The sequence below is a fragment of the Bradyrhizobium sp. BR2003 genome (assembly GCF_009720285.1).
Classification (GTDB): domain Bacteria; phylum Pseudomonadota; class Alphaproteobacteria; order Rhizobiales; family Xanthobacteraceae; genus Bradyrhizobium; species Bradyrhizobium elkanii.
The window spans coordinates 1-18,301 of the sequence record NZ_SMYJ01000042.1 but is presented as its reverse complement, the minus strand read 5'-3'; the positions used below and the strand labels follow the sequence as shown (position 1 = coordinate 18,301).

At 65.0% G+C, this 18,301-nt stretch carries 17 protein-coding genes; 8 read left to right on the top strand and 9 right to left on the bottom strand.

Going from position 1 to position 18,301, the window contains the following annotated elements; translation table 11 throughout:
• Positions 1–168 precede the first annotated feature (168 nt).
• On the top strand, positions 169–1,209 hold the full coding sequence (gtdA, locus tag E2I15_RS33785) for a gentisate 1,2-dioxygenase (protein ID WP_016844090.1): 1,041 nt from the start codon (positions 169–171) through the stop codon (positions 1,207–1,209).
• Positions 1,210–1,287: 78 nt separating this feature from the next.
• Here gtdA and E2I15_RS33780 read toward each other — a convergent pair whose 3' ends face one another.
• The 4 genes from E2I15_RS33780 to E2I15_RS33765 all read right to left on the bottom strand — a co-directional run bounded on the left by E2I15_RS33780 (position 1,288) and on the right by E2I15_RS33765 (position 5,446).
• Positions 1,288–2,115 (bottom strand): ABC transporter permease, encoded by an 828-nt coding sequence (locus tag E2I15_RS33780; RefSeq protein WP_170991784.1) that lies wholly within the window; start codon positions 2,113–2,115, stop codon positions 1,288–1,290.
• Positions 2,108–2,881, bottom strand: coding sequence for an ABC transporter ATP-binding protein (locus E2I15_RS33775; protein WP_137483237.1), 774 nt, complete (start codon positions 2,879–2,881; stop codon positions 2,108–2,110). Before E2I15_RS33775 ends, E2I15_RS33780 begins: the two co-directional genes overlap by 8 nt.
• A gap of 185 nt (positions 2,882–3,066) precedes the next feature.
• Positions 3,067–4,071, bottom strand: a complete 1,005-nt coding sequence (locus tag E2I15_RS33770) for an ABC transporter substrate-binding protein (protein WP_137483236.1) — start codon at positions 4,069–4,071, stop codon at positions 3,067–3,069.
• Between the two features lie 13 nt (positions 4,072–4,084).
• Positions 4,085–5,446 (bottom strand): FAD-dependent oxidoreductase, encoded by a 1,362-nt coding sequence (locus tag E2I15_RS33765; protein WP_137483235.1) that lies wholly within the window; start codon positions 5,444–5,446, stop codon positions 4,085–4,087.
• 116 nt (positions 5,447–5,562) lie between these two features.
• Here E2I15_RS33765 and E2I15_RS33760 point away from each other — a divergent pair, with 116 nt between their 5' ends.
• Both E2I15_RS33760 and E2I15_RS33755 read left to right on the top strand, forming a co-directional pair.
• Positions 5,563–6,447, top strand: coding sequence for a LysR family transcriptional regulator (locus E2I15_RS33760; protein WP_137483234.1), 885 nt, complete (start codon positions 5,563–5,565; stop codon positions 6,445–6,447).
• Between the two features lie 57 nt (positions 6,448–6,504).
• Entirely contained in the window at positions 6,505–6,768 is a 264-nt protein-coding gene (locus E2I15_RS33755) for a type VI secretion protein (protein ID WP_246668407.1), read from the top strand.
• 15 nt (positions 6,769–6,783) lie between these two features.
• Here E2I15_RS33755 and E2I15_RS33750 read toward each other — a convergent pair whose 3' ends face one another.
• Positions 6,784–7,581 (bottom strand): enoyl-CoA hydratase-related protein, encoded by a 798-nt coding sequence (locus E2I15_RS33750; protein ID WP_137483233.1) that lies wholly within the window; start codon positions 7,579–7,581, stop codon positions 6,784–6,786.
• 179 nt (positions 7,582–7,760) lie between these two features.
• On the opposite strand from E2I15_RS33750, the gene E2I15_RS33745 reads away from it, so the two are divergent.
• Positions 7,761–8,681, top strand: coding sequence for a 2-dehydropantoate 2-reductase (locus E2I15_RS33745; RefSeq protein ID WP_246668406.1), 921 nt, complete (start codon positions 7,761–7,763; stop codon positions 8,679–8,681).
• A 93-nt stretch (positions 8,682–8,774) separates the two neighbouring features.
• Positions 8,775–9,557 (top strand): SDR family oxidoreductase, encoded by a 783-nt coding sequence (locus tag E2I15_RS33740; RefSeq protein ID WP_137483232.1) that lies wholly within the window; start codon positions 8,775–8,777, stop codon positions 9,555–9,557.
• Here E2I15_RS33740 and E2I15_RS33735 read toward each other — a convergent pair.
• Both E2I15_RS33735 and E2I15_RS33730 read right to left on the bottom strand, forming a co-directional pair.
• Positions 9,549–10,280 (bottom strand): aspartate/glutamate racemase family protein, encoded by a 732-nt coding sequence (locus tag E2I15_RS33735; protein WP_137483231.1) that lies wholly within the window; start codon positions 10,278–10,280, stop codon positions 9,549–9,551. The two genes, E2I15_RS33740 and E2I15_RS33735, sit on opposite strands and share 9 nt — an antisense overlap.
• 105 nt (positions 10,281–10,385) lie before the next feature.
• Positions 10,386–11,066: an alpha/beta hydrolase family protein gene (locus tag E2I15_RS33730; protein ID WP_137483230.1), complete on the bottom strand. Its 681-nt coding sequence runs from the start codon at positions 11,064–11,066 to the stop codon at positions 10,386–10,388.
• A gap of 263 nt (positions 11,067–11,329) precedes the next feature.
• On the opposite strand from E2I15_RS33730, the gene E2I15_RS33725 reads away from it, so the two are divergent.
• Entirely contained in the window at positions 11,330–13,165 is a 1,836-nt protein-coding gene (locus E2I15_RS33725; protein WP_137483229.1) for a c-type cytochrome, read from the top strand.
• A gap of 217 nt (positions 13,166–13,382) precedes the next feature.
• On the opposite strand, the gene E2I15_RS33720 is transcribed toward E2I15_RS33725, so the two are convergent.
• On the bottom strand, positions 13,383–14,918 hold the full coding sequence (locus E2I15_RS33720) for an aspartate ammonia-lyase (protein ID WP_137483228.1): 1,536 nt from the start codon (positions 14,916–14,918) through the stop codon (positions 13,383–13,385).
• 323 nt (positions 14,919–15,241) lie between these two features.
• Between E2I15_RS33720 and E2I15_RS33715 the strand changes: the two genes are divergently transcribed.
• The gene (locus tag E2I15_RS33715) at positions 15,242–15,955 is read left to right on the top strand and encodes a hypothetical protein (RefSeq protein WP_028341840.1); all 714 of its coding nucleotides are present in this window, start codon (positions 15,242–15,244) and stop codon (positions 15,953–15,955) included.
• A gap of 163 nt (positions 15,956–16,118) precedes the next feature.
• Here the strand turns inward: E2I15_RS33715 and E2I15_RS33710 are convergent, their stop codons facing one another.
• Positions 16,119–16,955 (bottom strand): tetratricopeptide repeat protein, encoded by an 837-nt coding sequence (locus E2I15_RS33710; protein ID WP_137483227.1) that lies wholly within the window; start codon positions 16,953–16,955, stop codon positions 16,119–16,121.
• A 229-nt stretch (positions 16,956–17,184) separates the two neighbouring features.
• Here E2I15_RS33710 and E2I15_RS33705 point away from each other — a divergent pair.
• On the top strand, positions 17,185–18,301 hold a 1,117-nt coding region (locus E2I15_RS33705; RefSeq protein WP_155262717.1), incomplete at its 3' end, for a glycosyltransferase family 87 protein.

Sequence of the window (18,301 nt, the reverse complement as noted above, 5' to 3'; positions counted from 1 at the left end):
CTTTTCCGTTCCGATGGAATCGGAACGGAGCTCTAGATTTAAGTTTTATCGCGTTTTCTTCACGCGAACCGGTATCCACTTCGCTCGAAAACGCTTTGGCTTGCTTGACGCTAGCCATATTGTCAGTATACTGTCAATTAAATCAACAAGAATGATGGGAGGCTTGCCATGGAAGCCGTGCAGAAGACCCCTGAGCGCGAGGCGTTCTACAAGAAGATCGACGGCCAGAACCTCTCGGCGCTGTGGAACGTGATGAACGATCTGATCACGCCTGAGCCGAAAAGCGCCTGCCGTCCTCACTTATGGAAGTTCGACCAGATCCGCGACTACATGAACGAGGCCGGCAAGCTGATCACGGCCAAGGAGGCCGAGCGTCGCGTGCTGGTGCTGGAGAATCCCGGCCTGCGCGGCCAGTCCAAGATCACGACGTCGCTGTTCGCCGGCGTGCAGATGGTGGTGCCGGGCGACATCGCCCCCGCCCATCGCCACGCGCAATCGGCGCTGCGCTTCGTGCTCGAGGGCAAGGGCGCGTTCACCGCTGTCGACGGCGAGCGCACCGCGATGTCGCCGGGCGACTTCGTCATCACGCCGTCAATGACCTGGCACGACCATTCCAACGAAACCAATGAGCCGATGTTCTGGCTCGACGGGCTCGACATCCCGATGGTGCAGTTCTTCGACTGCTCGTTTGCCGAAGGCGCCAAGGAGGACCAGCAGTCGATCTCCAAGCCGGCCGGCGCGAGCTTCGCGCGCTATGGACACAATCTGCTGCCGATCGACCAGAAGCGGACCTCGAAGACCTCGCCGATCTTCAACTATCCCTATGAATACACCCGCGAGGCGCTGGAGAAGGCCAAGGTCGGCGACGAATGGGACGCCTGCCACGGCCTGAAGCTGAAATTCTCCAACCCCGAGACCGGCGATTTCGCGATGCCGACCATCGGCACCTTCATCCAGCTGCTGCCGAAGGGTTTCAAGACCGCACGCTATCGCGCAACCGATGCGACCGTGTTCGCCGCGATCGAGGGCAAGGGCCGCACAAGGGTCGGCGACCAGACCTTCGAGTGGGGACCGCGCGACCTGTTCGTGGTGCCGAGCTGGCACTGGGTCACCCACGAGGCCGATGCCGACTCCGTGCTGTTCTCGTTCTCCGACCGCCCGGTGCAGCAGAAGCTCGACCTGTTCCGTGAGGACAGGGGCAACGCGTAACAGGCGCAGCAAAGTGTAATGCTGTCGTCCCGGCTTTTCGCAGGGACGACACCGTTTGCTGTGGCCGGCTATGCGATCTCACCGCCAATGCAGCAGGCGTGCCTCGAGCAAATTGATCAGCTTCCCCACCGCCAGCCCGAACAGCGACAGGATCACGACGCCTGCGAGCAGCTGGTCGGTCTGCATCAGATTGCCGGCCTGCAGCACGAAGGCGCCGATGCCGTATTGCGCGCCGATCATCTCGGCGCTGACCACGAGCAAGAGCGCCACCGACGCGGTGATGCGGAAACCGGCGAGGATCGAGGGCAGCGCACCGGGCCAGATCACGCGGCGCACGATGGCGTGAAACGGCACGTTGAAGCTCTGCGCCATCCGGATCAGGTTGCGCGGCACCGCATCGACGCCGCTATAGACCGAGATCGCGGTCGAGAAGAACACGCCAAGCGCAATGGTCGCAATCTTCGGCTCCTCGCCGATCCCGAGCCACAGAATGAGCAACGGCAGCAGCGCGATCTTCGGGATCGGGAACAGCGCCGAGATGAAGGTGATGCCGACGCCGCGTGCCATGGTCGACAGCCCGATCGCAAAGCCGACCACGACGCCGGCGGTCGTGCCGACGAGCCAGCCGGTACCGATCCGCATGATCGACCACGACAAGTGCTGCCACAGCGCGCCCGACATCGCGAGCTTATAGATCGCAACCGCGATCGCCGAAGGCGCCGGCAGGAACAGCGGATTGACCCAGCCTGCGCTGCCGGCGAGCTGCCAGATCGTGATGACCAGCGCGAGCGCGATCCAGCCGGTATGGCTGCTGCCGCCGGGCGTAAAGCCGGCGCCACGAAACGCGACCGGGCGCGTCGCCTCCGCCGATTGGTCTTTCGCTTGCTGCGGCGCGCGGTCAAGCATGCTGGACCTCGCGTTCGGCATCGATCGCCTCTTTCCGGATCAGCGACCACAGCTCACCCTGCAGCGCGGCCATCGGCCCGCGCGCGTCGATCGTGCCGCGCTCTGCGCGGGTCATCGGGATGGTCACGATTTCCCGGATGCGGCCAGGGCGGCGCGACAGCACCACGACGCGATCGGCGAGCCGCACCGCCTCCTCGAGATTATGCGTGACATAGACCGCGCCCATTGCACCGTCGGCGAGCAGACGGACGAAATCCTCCATCAGGAGCTCGCGGGTCTGCGAATCCAGCGCGGACAGCGGCTCGTCCATCAGCAGAATCGCCGGACGAACCGCCAGTGCCCGCGCAATGCCGACGCGCTGGCGCATGCCGCCTGACAGCTGCTTGGGATAGGCGGCGCGAAAATCCGACAGCCCGGTGCGGCGCAGCGCATCGTCGGTCACGGCGCGGCGCTCGCCGGCACTCAAGCTCGTATGGAGCAGTGGAAACGCGACATTCTCCTCGACCGTGTTCCACGGCAGCAGCGCAAAATCCTGGAACACGAAGGTCAGCGGATTGAGGCTGCCGGCTGGCGCGGCGCCGCGCAGCTCGGCGGCGCCTTTGCTCGGTCGCAGCAGGCCACCAAGAATGGAAAGCAGCGTGCTCTTGCCGCAGCCGGACGGACCGACGATCGCAACGATCTCGCCGGCGCGCACCGTGAAGGAGACATCGTCGAGCACGTCGAGCGCGCCGAAGCGATGGCTGATATGGTCGGCGATCAGGTCCATCTACTGGCTCACTCTTTGATCCGTCATCCCCGCGCAAAGGCTTCGCCTTTGCCGCTGGAGGAGCGCGCACTTGCGCGCGTCTCGAAGGATGAACGGCCGGAATATAGCGGGGCCATCGCCCCTTCGAGACGCCGCTGCGCGGCTCCTCAGGGTGACCGGGATGGAGCGGTGCGCGCGGCCCGTCATCAATCCGCCTTCACATAATCCTTGGCGATGATCGCATTGGCATCGAAACCCTTGTCGACGAAACCCTGCCCCTGCAGCCATTTGATCTGGTTGTCGAGGTTCTTCACGTCGAGCTTGCCATCGGGATCGATATAGGCGCAGTTGCCGACCACCTGCGCGACCGGCAGGTTGGTGTATTTGGCGATGATCTCGAGCAGCGGCCTGGTCTTGTCGTCGATCGGCGCCACGCCGTCCTTGATCGCAGTCAGGATCACGTCGTGATATTCGTGGTCGGCGCGGGTCAGCGCGGTGAGCAGCCTGGTCACCAGCGGTTCGTTGGTCAGCGCCTTCGGCGACGCGAAGATGGCCCCTAGCTGCCACGGCGTCTCGTCGCCGACCCAGCCGAGCAATTTCGCGCCGTTGGAATCCATCAGCGTCCGCGCAGTCGAGACCGGCAGCAGCGCGGCGTCGACGGTTTCGCCCTTCAGCGCCGCGGCCGCGTTCGACAGCGACTGCAGCGGCACCACCTTCACGTCGGACAGCCTGAAGCCGTATTTGTCGGCGAGCAGGCCGAGCGAATAATGGAAGCTGGAGCCGACCTGGGTCACCGCGACGCGCTTGCCCGCCAGATCCTTCGGCGTCTTGAGGCCGCTCGCATAGGCGTTGTTGCTGGCGAAGTAACCGATCAGGGGATAGCCGGCCTTCTCGCGGCTCATGCCGCCGATCACCTTCAGCGTGCCCTTGCCGGCGAGATTGTAGAGGCCGGCGGTGACGGCGGTGATGCCGAAATCGACATCGCCCGACGCGGTCGCGACCGCGATCGGCTGTGCCGCGTCGAAGAACTTCAGCTCGACGTCGAGCCCGGCGTCGCGGAAATAGCCCTTGTCCTGCGCGATGAACACCGGTGCCGAGGACGACAGCCGCAACACCCCGATCTTCGCCTTCAGGAGATCGTCGGCCCGCGCGATGCCGCTCGCGGCCCACACCAGGAGACCCGCGAGTGCGAGCCGCGCCCAACCTCTCATTGCCATCCTCCGCCTAGATTCCCTCGGGCACGGCCTGATCACGACCGATGAACGCGCCCTGTGTGCCGAGCTGTTGTTGCAACTTTTCGACGGAAATGTCGCGCGGAATCGTATTGCCCGACAGCGCGAGCGCGGCCGCGGTTCCCGCCGCCTCGCCCATCACAAAGCAGGCACCGGAGACGCGCGCCGCCGATTGCCCTTCATGGGTCATCGAGGCGCAGCGGCCGGCGACCAGCAGATTGTCGACGCCCTCCGGTACCAGCATGCGGTACGGCAACTCATTATAGCCGCGGCTCTCCGGGATCGGCGGAAACTCGAAGACCACATCACCCGGCACATGGGATTCCTTCGGCCAACCATTGACGCCGATCGAATCCGCGAACGAGGCGCAGCCCAGCACGTCCTCGCCGGACAGCATGTAGCCGCCGATCACACGCCGCGTCTCGCGGATGCCGAGCTGCGGCGGCAGGTCGACGATGTAGGAATTCTCGAAGCCGGGCACCGTGCGCAGGAACTTGAAGGCCTCGACCGCCTGGCGGCGGCCCTCGATCTCGCCGCGCGTCATGTCGTCGGGATCGATGCCGGAAATGGCGCCGCCGTCGCTGCGCGTCACCTGGGTGAAATTCACCCGCCATTCGATCTGCGATTTCTGCGGCCGCACGATGGCCGATTTGCGCGGGAATGTGTGGGTGCCGGCGGCCTCGGCCTGCGCCATCCGCTCCGGGATCGTCCGCCATGCATCGCCGGCCCTCGCCGGATCGATGCCGTTGAGGCGGAACATCATCGAGGGGTAGAGCATGCCGCCCTGGTTGTCGCCGACCTCATGGGGCGCGCCGGCCCACACCGCGAGATCGCCGTCACCGGAGCAATCGATGAAGATGCTGGCGCGCACCGCCTGCCGGCCGGCCTTGGTTTCCACCATCAGCGCACGGATGTGCGAACCATCCATGACGACGCCTGCGCCGAGCGCATGGAACAGGATATCGACCTTGTGATGCGCCAGCAGAGCGTCGGCCGCGATCTTGTAGGCCGCGGTGTCGTAAGCCTGCGCAAGAATCTTGCCGAGGATCAGATGCGGCGCGTTCAGCCCGCCGAGCCGGTCGATCCGCGCCAGCAGGTCGGAGGCGATGCCCTGCACCACGCGGTGCATCTCGCCGAAGATGTTGGCGTGCAGTCCGCAGAAATTGGTCACGCCCGCCGCGGTGCCCATGCCGCCGAGAAATCCGTAACGCTCGATCAGGAGCGTCCGCCGTCCGGCACGTGCCGCGCCGACCGCTGCCGCGATGCCGGCCGGTCCGCCGCCGAGCACCACCACCTCATATTCGCCATAGACCGGCACCTGCCGCGCAGGTTCTTCGATCGTGCTCGCTCGCATCGTTTCCGCCCTGAACAAAGTTGATTCGGCCAACTATGAATTGATGCAGATTGCAGTACAATCCACCAAATTATGTAATCAGCTTTCGCGAATCGAGAAAGGCCCGGGCAAGGCAGATGGATACGCTGGTCAATCTCGAAGCCTTCCTCGCCACCGCCGATGCCGGCGGCTTTTCCGCCGCGGCGCGCAAGCTCAACATCGCGACATCCGTCGTCGCCAAGCGCGTCACCCAGCTCGAGGAGCGGATCGGCACCGCGCTGTTCCATCGCTCGACCCGCCAGTTGCGGCTGACCGAGGCCGGGCAGCAATATGTGCATCGCGCCCGCGGCGTGGTTGCCGATGTCGGCGATCTCTTGTCGCGGATGGGCGAGAAGCAGCGCGACCTCTCCGATCATCTGCGGGTCAAGGCGCCGACCTCGCTGACGGTGGCGCGGCTCGCCGATGCCTTCACGATCTTCCAGAAGCAGAACGGAAGCGTGAAGCTCGAGATCGTGATGATCGACCGCCCGGTCGATCCGGTGACCGAAGGTTTTGATATCGCGATCGGCGCCTTCCCGCATTCCTTTGGCGGCGTCGTCGATGAACCTTTGTGCCGGCTGCCGCGCCTCGTATCCGCCTCGCCGGCCTATCTGAAGAAGCATGGCATACCGAAGCATCCGCGCGACCTGGTCGATCATCGCTGCCTCAGTTTTCTGCCGACCGGACCGGAATGGCCGTTCGAGGGACCGCGCGGCCGCATCAATATCCAGGTTCGCCCGATCCTCTCTTCGAACGAAGGCCGCGTGCTGACGCAAAGCGCCATCGCCGGCAACGGCATCGCGCTGCTCTCGCACTATCTGGTCGCGGACGCGCTGCGCGACGGCGCCTTGCAGCCGGTACTCACCGACTTTCCGATCCCCGAATTGTGGGTCAAGGCCGCCGTTCCCGAGCGCCGCATCGATGCCGCCGCGGTGCAGGCGCTGCTGAAGACCTTGAAAAAGTCGCTATCGCAGTCGCTGTGACGCCGGCCTTGCCGTTGGCATGCCGAGCTGAGACAAGGACGCGAAAGGATCGCCCGCTTGAAACGCCTGATCTCAATGTCGTTTGGTCTCATCATCGTTGCGACGCCCGCGGCGGCGATCGAGACCTGTCGCTTCATTGAGGCCAAGGCGGAGCGCGAGGCCTGCTACCATCGGCAAGAGCAGGAGCTTGCGGCGAAGCGCAAGCCCGAACCGTCGGTGACGCGGCCCAGCGAATCGAAGACGTTCGATCAGCTGCAGCAGATGCGCCGCGACGACGAAGAGGTCTATCGCAGCATGCGCGGCATCTGCCGCGGCTGCTGAGCGGAGCAGTTGAGCTTACGCGCCGCTGCCCCAGCGGCCCGCGCGCTTCTCGGCAAAGGACGCAAGCCCTTCGGCAGCTTCCGCGGTCTGCCGCTTGGCCGAATGCAGATGAACGAGGCGTTTGTAGGCCGCATCGTCCACCGCCATGCCGCCGAACGAGCTTTCCATCGCGAGCTTCTTGGTCTCGGCCATCGCATCCGGCGCATTGCCGAGCAGTTGCTCGACGACCTTGGCGCCGGCGCGGTCGAGATCGGCTGATGGCACCACCTCGTGGACGAGGCCGATGCGGCGGGCGTCCTCGGCGCCGAACCGTTCGCCGGTCAGCGCGTAGCGGCGCACCTGTCGGACGCCGATCGCGTCGCAGAGCTGCGGGATGATGATCGCCGCGGTCAGGCCCCAGCGCACCTCGGTGATCGAGAACAGCGCATTGTCGGCCGCGATCACGATATCGCAGGCCGAGATCACGCCGGTGCCGCCGCCGAAGCAGCCGCCCTGCACCAGCGCCACGGTCGGGGCCGGCAGCGTGTTGAGACGCTGCACCGCCTCGAAGGTGGCGCGCGATGCCGCCTCGTTCTCCTCTGATGATTTCGGCCGCACGCCGTTGATCCATTTCAGGTCGGCGCCGGCCTGGAAATGCTTGCCGTTGCCGTTCAGCACGACGACGCGCACCGGCTTGCTCGAGAGATCGTCGATCGCGGCCAGCACGCCTGCAATGAGCGCGCTGTCATAGGCATTGTTGACCTCGGGACGATTCAGCGTGACGGTCGCGACCCCGCGCGCATCGAGGCTCCACAGGACTGGGCTGGCCGACATGACGTTTCTCCCTCGTTCGGCATTGCTGTTGTCTTGTACGAGCCTTGCACTATGGCGAGAGCAGATGCCTTGATCCATCACTTTCGAGCGCGCGCGACCGCGCCACGCGCATGACGGGTTGCGCGATGCCCCGCGCTTGTGGAAACTGACCGGGCACGTTGCGGAGAATTGTTCCACTCATGCGTATTTGCATTTTCGGCGCGGGTGCCGTCGGCAGCCACTTCGCGGTCCGGCTCGCGCGCGCCGGCCACGATGTGTCCTGCGTGATGCGCGGGCCGCATCTCGACGCGGTCAGGACCAATGGACTGACGCTGAAGGTCGGCGACAGCAGCATCACCGCGAAGGTGAAGGCCGCAGCCGATCCTGCCGATCTGGGGCCGCAAGACATCGTCATCAGCACGCTGAAGGCGACCGGCATCGGCGCGCTCGCAACCGGGCTCCCGCCGCTGCTTTGGCGCGACACATCGATCGTGTTCGCGCAGAACGGCATTCCCTGGTGGTACGGTTTCGGCCTGCCGCCGCAGCATCCCGCCATCCCCGACCTCGGTTTCCTCGATCCCGGCGGGCATTTGCGCAAGGCCATCCTGAAGGAGCGGATCATCGGTGGCGTGATCTTTTCCTCCAACGAGGTGGTCGCGCCGGGTGTCGTCGCGAACCTGTCGCCGGACCGCAACCGCCTCTTCATCGGTGAATGCGACGATCGGCAGAGCGAGCGCATCGGCCGCCTGCGCGCGGCACTCAATGACGCCGCGATCGAATCGCCCGAGGTCAAGCAGATCCGCGAGACGATCTGGTCGAAGCTATTGACCAACATGTCGATGTCGGTGCTCTGCCTGTTGACCGGGCTGACCGCGCGCGGCGTCCGCGACGATCCTGACATGCAGGACATGATCCCGCGCCTGCTTGACGAAGCCAATGCAGTGGCGACACGCTATATCCCCGCCGTCAAGCGCGTCACCCGCAGCGGGCCTGCGCCGGACCACAAGCCATCGATCCTGCAGGATTACGAGCTCGGGCGCGCCATGGAGATCGATGTGCTGGTGCGCGCACCGGCGGCATTTGCCCGCGCGGCCGACATTTCACCCCGATGCTCGACCTGATGGCCGCACTCGCGATCCAGAAGGCGCGTGACAAGGGCCTGTATCAGGGCTGACAATCTGACCCACCACGATAACAAGCAGGGACATCGAACCATGCAAGTCAAGGACAAGGTGTGTGTCGTCACCGGCGGCGCGAGCGGGATCGGCGAAGCGGTGGCGCGGGCCTATGCGGAGGCCGGCGCGCGCGGCGTCGTGGTCGCCGATCTCAAGACCTCGCGCGATCGGCTCGCGAGCGTCGCCGGCGATATTGACGGTCTGGCGGTCACCGCCGATGTCGGGCTTGAGGAGGACATCAAGGCACTGATCGCCGCAGCCGAGGATAAATATGGCCCGGTCGACGTGTTCTTCTCCAATGCCGGGCTGTCGCGCAAGGGACAAGAAACCGCGTCCGATGCCGACTGGGATGTGAGCTGGCGCGTGCATGTGATGAGCCACGTGTTCGCGGCGCGCGCGCTGGTGCCCGGCATGCTCGCGCGCGGTTCCGGCTATCTCATCAACACTGCATCCGCCGCGGGGCTATTGGCCTCGCTGAACTCGATGCCATACGGCGTGACCAAGAACGCCGCGGTCGCGCTCGCCGAACATCTCGCCATCCAGTATGGCGACCGCGGCATCCGCGTCTCGGTGCTCTGTCCGCAGTCGGTGCAGACGGGGATGACCACGCCGGGCCCGAGTGCCGCGCGCGTCGACGGCGTGCTGCAGCCGGGAGAGGTGGCGCGGATGGTGATCGAGGCGATGGCGGAAGAACGTTTCCTGATTCTGTCGCATCCGCAGGTGCAGGAATACATGCAGCGCAAGGCCACCAATCGCGAGCGCTGGCTGTCCGGCATGCGCCGCCTGCGCGATCGGATCTATGGCGGTGCGACGTCAGGCTGACGGCGGCGCGAATTTCTCCAGCAGGCCGGAATAAGCCTTGGCCGCGGGCGACGCGTAAGCACCGCGACGCGACGTCGTCAGCTTGAGGGCGGCCAGCGCTTCCGCCTGCTTCACCGCGGCGGCCACGCCGTCGACCACAGGCACGTCGAATTGCACCGACAGCTCATGGGCAAGATCGGCCATGCCGGCGCAGCCGAGCACGATGGCGTCCGCGCCCTTGTCCAGTGCCCGCGCGATCTCGGCCTCCAGCCTCGATCTGGCGCCCGAGCCCGGCTTCTCGAGATCGAGCACCGCGACGTCGCAGGCGGTGACCACCGCGCGGTCGGCAAAGCCGTAGCGGCGCACCAGTTCCTCCAACGGCACGATCGAGCGCGGCAGCGTGGTGACGATGCCGATGCGCTTGGCGATCTGTCCGGCGGTGACCAGCGCCGCCTCGCAGATGCCGACCACCGGATAGCGCGCCGCCGACCGCGCGGCATCTAACCCGGTGTCGTCGAAACATGCGATGATGCCGGCATCGGCATCGGGGGTCTTCAGCAGCGCCTCGATCAGTCCGGGAACGGCGAAGGCCTCGTCATAGAAGCCTTCGATCGAGGCCGGTCCCATCGCAGATGTGACGGCGACGATCTCGGTGCCCGGCGCGGCCACCACTTGCGCGGCGGCGGCGATGGTCGCGGTTATCGACGCGGTGGTGTTCGGATTGACGATCAGGATCCTGGTCATGGGTCGGAATTAGTAGCCCGGATGTAGCGCAGCGCAATCCGGGACGGTGTCACAGGCGGAAGGATCTGCCCCGGATTTCGCTGCGCTGCATCCGGGCTACAAATTCTACGCATGCTTCGCGGCCCACGCCGCAAATGCATCCAGCAGTTCGGTCATCACCTCGTGGTCGTCGCGGCCGGAGCGCTTGAGGACATGGAAGGAGTGGTCGGCCTCCTGCACCAGATGCAGCGTCGCGCGCGCGCCCAATCCCCTCACCACCGGCTTGAGCAGGTCGAGCTCGGCCAGCGCATCACGCGTGCCCTGCAGGAACAGCATCGGGACCTTGACCTCGGCGAGATGCTTGGCCCGCTCGCTCGACGGCTTGCCGGCGGGATGCAGCGGAAAGCCGAGAAACACCAGCCCACGCACGCCGGCGAGCGGCGCCTTGGCCTGCGCCTGCGAGGTCATGCGTCCGCCGAACGACTTGCCGCCGGCGAACAGCGGCAGTTCGCCGCAACGACGCGCGGCTTCCGCCACCGCGGCGCGCACCGTCGCCTGCGCGACGGCGGGCATATCGGGCCGCTTGCTGCCCTTCTCCATGTAGGGAAATTGATAGCGCAATGTCGCGATGCCGCGCTCCGCCAGGCCCTCCGCGATCGCGGCCATCGAGGGATGCGTCATGCCGGCGCCGGCGCCGTGGGCAAACACATAGGCGCTGCGGGCCTGCGCCGGCTGCAGCAGCAGCGCGGACACCGTGCTGTCGTCCGAGACCGTGATCGTGAGTGGCTGCGTGCCTGACGCGTTCAAGATGACATCTCGAAGAATTGTTGCTCCGTTACTTCTAGTCGCGGGCCTCGATGCGCGCAAATGCCGCCGCAAGCGGCACGCCGCAAGTGAACTGGCTCACAGCCAACCGGCATTTCCTTTGCAACATTTCCGTTGTTAGACCAAGCGCCGCCACTGTAGGATGGCGCACACCGCATCACACGCTTAACGCGAACTCGTTTTTCGGCGAATTTTAACATCTCGTCCATATGACGCGCGGGTACCGCGAATTGGGGGAACGGGGCATGCCTCGCAAGACGATATTCGTCATCGGACTGTTGATTGTCGCCGGCGTCCTCTATTTCAAGGACGATATCGAGACGGTCGCGAGCGGCTTCCGCGTCAAGGTCGTCGACTATCAGCAGCCGGCAAAGACGGTGTGGCTGGATCAGAATGTCAGCGCCGAGCGGCTGCGCTGGTTCTATCACGCCGATCAGGGCACGCGAACCTTCGGCATTCCCCATGAATGGTTCATGGCGCTGGAGCAGCCGACGGTCTGGCCGCTGTTCACCGCCGCGCCGCGACTCAGCGAGACCAATTATCTCGGCCGCTTCGGCTTTATTCCCGACACGGTCATTCCGGGCAAACCCGATGCGTTGCCGATCGGCTTCGCGCAAGGCGGCCCGATGGCCGATGCCAACGGCGTGTCCTGGCGCAACCCGCACAGCAAGGCCGACATGACCGGCGTCGGGCTGACCTGCGCCGCCTGCCACACCGGGAGCTTCAACTATCGCGGCACCGAGATCGTGATCGACGGCGGGCCGGCCAACACCAATCTGTTCGAATTCCAGAAGAGCGTCGGCGTCTCGCTGCTGCTGACGCGGTTCTGGCCCGGGCGCTTCTCGCGCTTTGCCGACGAGATCCTCGGCAAGGATGCCAGCCTCGACGAACGCATGGCGTTGCGCGGCCAGCTCGATCTCGTGCTGAAGCAATACGCCAACATCAATTCGCTGGAGAACAAGGTCGCCGCCAACAGCGTCGAGGAAGGCTATGCGCGGCTCGACGCACTGAACCGGATCGGCAACCAGGTGTTCTCGATCGACCTGAACAACCCGAACAACTACGCCTCGCATTCGGCGCCGGTGCATTTCCCGCGGATCTGGAACGCGCCGTGGTTCAGTTGGGTGCAATATGACGGCTCGATCATGCAGCCGATGGTGCGCAACGCCGGCGAAGCGCTCGGCGTCAGCGCCGAGCTCAACCTGCTCGACGAGTCCAAGGGGCTTTACAAATCGAGCGCGCGGATCGACGTGCTGCACGAGATGGAGCGGATGATCGCCGGCGAGCCGCCCAGCGAGGACAAGGGCTTTGGCGGGCTTGCGTCGCCGAAATGGCCGGAGAACATCCTGCCGCCAATCAACATGGATCTCGCGAAGAAGGGCGGCGAGCTCTACAAGACGCATTGCCAGGGCTGCCATGGCCCGGCGATCGACAGCAAGGCGCTGCCCGCCAGCGAAGCCTTTGCGCTGTTCAAGGACAAGAAGCGCTGGATCAAGAACGAGGCCGGCCAGCCGCTGCTCGACGTCGAGATGATTCCGGTCAGCCATATCGGCACCGACAGCGCGCAAGCCGAAGGCCTCGCGCACCGCACCGTCGAGACGCCGGCAAATCTGAACATCAAGGACGGCAGTTTCGGTCCAGCACTGGGCGAGCTCGTCGAGAAGACCGTCGACTATTGGTACGATCAGAACAAGACCCCGCCGGAAGATCGCAAGCGCATCAACGGCTACCGGCCGAACGAGATCCAGGCGCCGCTCGCCTACAAGGTCCGGCCGCTCAACGGCATCTGGGCGACCCCGCCCTATCTGCACAACGGCTCGGTCCCGACCATCTACGCACTGCTGTCGCCGGTGAAGGATCGTCCCGCAACCTTCTATCTCGGCAGCCGGGAGTATGATCCCAAGGATCTCGGCTATGTCTGGAAGGACAAGATCAAGAACGCCTTCCTGCTCGACACCACCAAGCGCGGCAACAGCAATTCCGGACACGAATTCTCCAACGAGAAGCGCACCGGCGTGATCGGGCCGCAGCTGAAGGAAGACGAGCGCCGCGCCCTGATCGAGTTCATCAAGACGCTGTAGGCCGCGAAGGAACTGCGCCCCTCTCCCGCTTGCGGGGGAGGGTTGGGGTGGGGGCTCTCTCCGCAAGAAGTCATACTGTGGAGAGAGCGCCCACCCGCATCGCATCTTACGATGCAATGCGACCTCCCCCGCAAGCGGGAGAGGTGAACTGAGTTTGCGGACAAAATCCTTCACATTCTCTCTGTCGGCTGATGTCCGCGCCAACAGCGACTCGCCCTCAACTCTTCGGCACCGGCTGCCGGCGCGCCGGGCGGGTCATTGCTTCGAGTTCAAGCAACTGATTGAGCTCCGCCTCGGTCAGCAGCTTCTCCTCCAGCACGATGTCGGCGACCGATCGGTTCTCCTTGAGCGCACGGCGCGCCACGCGCGATGAGGCTTCGTAGCCGAGCGACGGTGCCAGCGCCGTGATCAGGCCGATCGAGCCCTGCACCAGGCTGCGGCAGCGCTCGCGATCGGCCTCGATGCCATCGACGCAGCGCTTGGTCAGCGTGTCGACCGCCGCCGTCAGCATGCGCAGCGAGCTCAAGACGCAATAGCCGATGGTCGGCTCGAACGCGTTGAGCTGCAACTGGCCACCCTCGGCGCACATCGTGACCGTGAGATCGTGCCCGATCACCAGGAAGGCCACCTGGTTGACCACCTCGGGAATGACAGGATTGACCTTGCCGGGCATGATCGACGAGCCTGCCTGCACGGCGGGCAGGCGGATTTCGCCGATGCCGGTGCGCGGCCCCGACGACAGCAGCCGCAGGTCGTTGCAGATCTTGGACAGCTTGACCGCGACGCGCTTGAGCACGCCGGAGAACAGCACGAAGGCGCCGAGATCGGACGTCGCCTCGATCAGGTTGGAGGCCAGCACCATCGGCTGGCCGGACAGCCGCGACAGCTCCTCGACCGCGAGCGCCGCATAGCGCGGATCGGCATTGATTCCGGTGCCGATCGCGGTGGCGCCGAGATTGACCTCGCGGAACAGCGCGGAAATCTCGTTCAAGCGCGCGACGTCCTCCTTCACGGTCACGTGGAAGGCATCGAATTCCTGGCCGAGCGTCATCGGCACCGCATCCTGAAGCTGGGTCCGCCCCATCTTCAACACGTCCGCGAACTCCACCGCCTTGCCCTTGAGGGAGTATGCGAGATCGTCCAGCGCGCGCACCAGCGGCTGGGTGGCGAAGATCACCGCGAGCCGCAGCGCGGTCGGATAGGCGTCGTTGGTCGACTGCGCCATGTTGACGTCGTCGTTCGGATGCAGCGCGTGATAATCGCCGGGCTTGCGCCCCATCAGCCGCAGCGCGACGTTGGCGATCACCTCATTGGCGTTCATGTTGGTCGAGGTGCCGGCGCCGCCCTGGATCGCGTCGACGACGAAGGACTCGGCATAGACCTTTTCGGTCGCAATCTGGGTGCAGGCCGCTTCGATCGCATCCGCCTTCTCGGGTGCAAGGTAGCCGAGCCGCTTGTTGGCGCGCGCGGCGGCCTGCTTCACCAGCGCCAGCGCGCGGACGAATTCCGGGAAGTGCCCGACCGGCACGCCGGTGATCGGAAAGTTCATCACCGCGCGCTTGGTGTGAATGCCCCACAGCGCATTGGCCGGCACGTCGTCCTCGCCGAGCAGATCGTGCTCGGTGCGGGACTGCGCCTGCTCGATCGGCACGGTGCGGACGGTCGCGACCGCGAGGTGACTGGGGCCGCCGCTCTCGCCGGAGGCGGACGCGGCAGCTGCAGTTTTGGCGGTCTCAACCCTTGATTCGGCCATCGGTATCTCCGTTACGTCTCGCAGATCCTGTCGTCGGCGACGCCGGCGATGATGCGCCCGGTGCGCGTCGAAAGCCAATGCCTATCGGCAGAGTGTTGCACACCGGCGAGTGGCCAGACGCCGAAATCCGGCATTGGCGCGCGCCGAACCGGGAGATTAAGGGCTTTGACTTATCCGTCATGATAACAACAACTTATAGCTCGATATCGTGGACCGCTTGGCGACCGATGCGGCTGCTTTCTCCGCCCCGTCGTCGCGTGCTAGACGAGCATCGACTGGCGCAAGGGCGCCGCCGACACTGAACGAACCAAGGGCCAAAAGCCGTGTCCAACAACAACGAAGCGATCACCATCAAATTCCGCTGCCCGGCGGAGCTCGAGGGCAAGATTCCGCCGCCGGTGCCCGCATCATTGGGTCTTCCCGGATGGCTCAAGGCGATGCCGACGCAGGCCTTCAATACGATGAGCAATCGCGAAGAGGATACCGTCAAGCGCTGCCCGCCATTCGTCGATGCGATGACATCGGGTTTCCTGTTGCCGCTGGTCTGCGATCTCAAGGTCGAGAATGGCGCGATCACCTGGGACAACGACCTTCCGGCCGGCGGCGCGCTCGAATTCCCGCGCTCGCCGGTCGGATTCCACGACGAAAGCCAGGTGGTCGGCTCGCCGCTGTTCGAGCCCGACCGCTTCGTCATCAAGTTCATCAATCTGTGGACCATCGAGGCGCCGCCGGGCTACTCGCTGTTCTTCACGCATCCGGTCAACCGGTTCGACCTGCCGTTCACCACGCTGACCGGCATGGTCGATTGCGACTTGTTTCACGACAGCTGGGTTCATTTCCCCGCACGCTGGCACGACACCAGTTTCAACGGCGTGTTGCCCAAGGGCACGCCGGTTGCGCAGTGCTTCCCGGTGAAGCGCGAAAACTGGGTCGCGCAGACCGCGGCGATGACGCCGGATGAAACATCGCGCGCCCAGGAACTGACCAACAGGATGGCCCGCGAGTCCGGACTCTATCGGCGCCAATTCCGGACGTAGAGCGGGCGCGCGAAACCGTGTTGCGGGGCGATGACGGGTGTTGGTGGGGCAAGTCTCTCTTCACGCGTCGTCCCGGCGAAAGCCGGACCCATACGCCGCAGCGGGTGTTGTGAGCGGGACTCGTCGTTCCAACGCCGCGGACCAAGCAGCATTTGAAAACGCTCTAGCTCAGGAATTCCGCAAAGGCGCTGCGTCGGAAGAAGAAGCGGCCGTGCGATGACATGATCAGCGCGGCGGTCGTGCGGCCGATCATTTGCGGCCGGCCGCGCAACGCCAGACGCAGATTGGCCTCGCCGGCGGCGCGGTCGCCCATTTCCAGAAGACTGGCGGAGAAGCTGAGACGCAACAAGGGGTCGTCGGGGCGCTGCGCCATCACTTGTCGATAGAGATCCGCCGCGGCAGCATATTCGCCATCGAGCAGCAGCACACGCGCGAGCGCGGCCAGAACATCCGGATGTCCCGGCGCCGCGTTGCGCAGCCTCTCCAGAATCGCGCGCGCCCGGCCGCGCTCATTGCGCTGGGGCAGCAGCTGCGCCAGCAGGAGCTGAAACTCGAGGCTCCCGGGCGCGAGAGCAAGCGCGCTCTCAATGACGGCGACCGCCTCGTCGATGCGACCGGCCGAGTGCAATTGCCCTGCCAGCGCCTGGAATGCCGGCAGGTACGGCGGCCGCCGCGCGGTGGTTCGCCGCAGCACATCGATCGCCTCGCTGCCGCGACCGGCGCCGCCGAGCGCTGCGCCGAGCAGGGTCTCGAGGCCGGGATCCTCGACGCGGCGCACGGCTCGCTCGAGCGGCGCGATCGCCTCCTCGTTGCGGTTCTGGATCATCAGCGCCCGTGCCAGGATCGAGGCCGCGCCGACATCGGTCCGGTTTGCCTTCAAGACCTCCGCCGCCAGCCGCTCGGCTTCGACGACCTGTCCCATCTGCAATGCGACCACGGCGCGTTGCAGGACCGGAGATGGGCTGGGCCCGCGATTGGAAGGAGGCGGCGGTTTCGGCATGCGGTCCGTCGTGAGATGGGTCTTGTCAGCCGTTATCACTGCCTCCGACGGAGCGTCCAGCGAAAGTCGCATCCGGACACCGAGATACCGTCCGGTTCCGTCCCCACCGTCCGATTTCATACATCCCTGCGGCTGTCAGGCGAGGGGGACGAACCGTCCTCGCCCTGCAATTTTTCGACTGCTTAACCTATTCAATCTAGCTTGGGTTGCCATCACAGGGCCCGGCTTGATGCTCGCAACAACGCTAGAAACCATTCAGTCGACGGACTCGAAGCGCACCAATTACACGCGCGGAATCCTCGTGATGCTGGTCGCCGCCCTCCTGTTCAAGGTCGTGTGGTTCTCCCAGCTGGGGCTGGGGCACGGCCGCGAACTGGTCGACTTCGCCGCCTTCTACATTACCGCAAAGCTGGTGTGGCTCGGCGACCTCGACCAGGCCTATCAATTCGCGAAGCTCGCCATCATCGAGAAGCAGGCGTCGGGCGGGCACGACGGCTTCATGCCATGGACCTATCCGCCGCAATTCAACCTGCTGCTGGCTCCGTTCGCGCTGGTCCCGTTCGGAATGGCCTATCTGTTGTTCATGGCCTCGACGCTGGCGCTCTACCTCGCCGTGCTGCGGCGCATTGCCGGAAACCGGTTCGTGCTCGTGCTCATCGTTTTCTTTCCGACGATCGGGGTCACGCTGGCATGCGGACAGAACAGCTTCCTTACCGCCGCACTGATCGGACTGGTGTGTCTGTACTTCGAAGAGCGACCGATGCTCGCGGGCGTGGCCCTTGGTCTCATGATCATCAAGCCGCATTTCGCCGTCGCGTTCGCACTCTACGCTATCCTGCGGCGCTCCTGGATCGTCGTCATGACGGCGGGCGCCGTCGTGCTGATCAGCTCGGCGATCTGCACAGTGCTGTTCGGCATGCAGATCTGGATCGTGATGCTGCAGAGCATGCATGATTCGTCGGTATTCCTGCGGGAAGCCTATTATCCGCTGTATCGAATGGTCTCGGCCTATGCCGCGTTGCGAACCACGGGGTTCTCCGCATCGGCAGCGTTTATCGGCCAGGGTGTCGTCGCCGTCCTTGCGCTCGGCGTGGTGCTGGTCGCGGCCCACCGCAAGATGCCTGCGCGCGAGAGCCTCGGCCTGACCGCGATCGTATCGGTCTGCATCAGCCCCTATGCGTATGATTATGATTTCCTGATCTTCAGTGTCGGAATGGCGCTGCTGTTGCCGGCGCTTCAGGCCAAGGCTCGCGAGTGGGAACGAGCGGTCATCTATGCCGCGCCGATACCGATCGGAGCCTTCGGCTACATGCACACGGTCCATAACAACACGCCCCGCACGGACG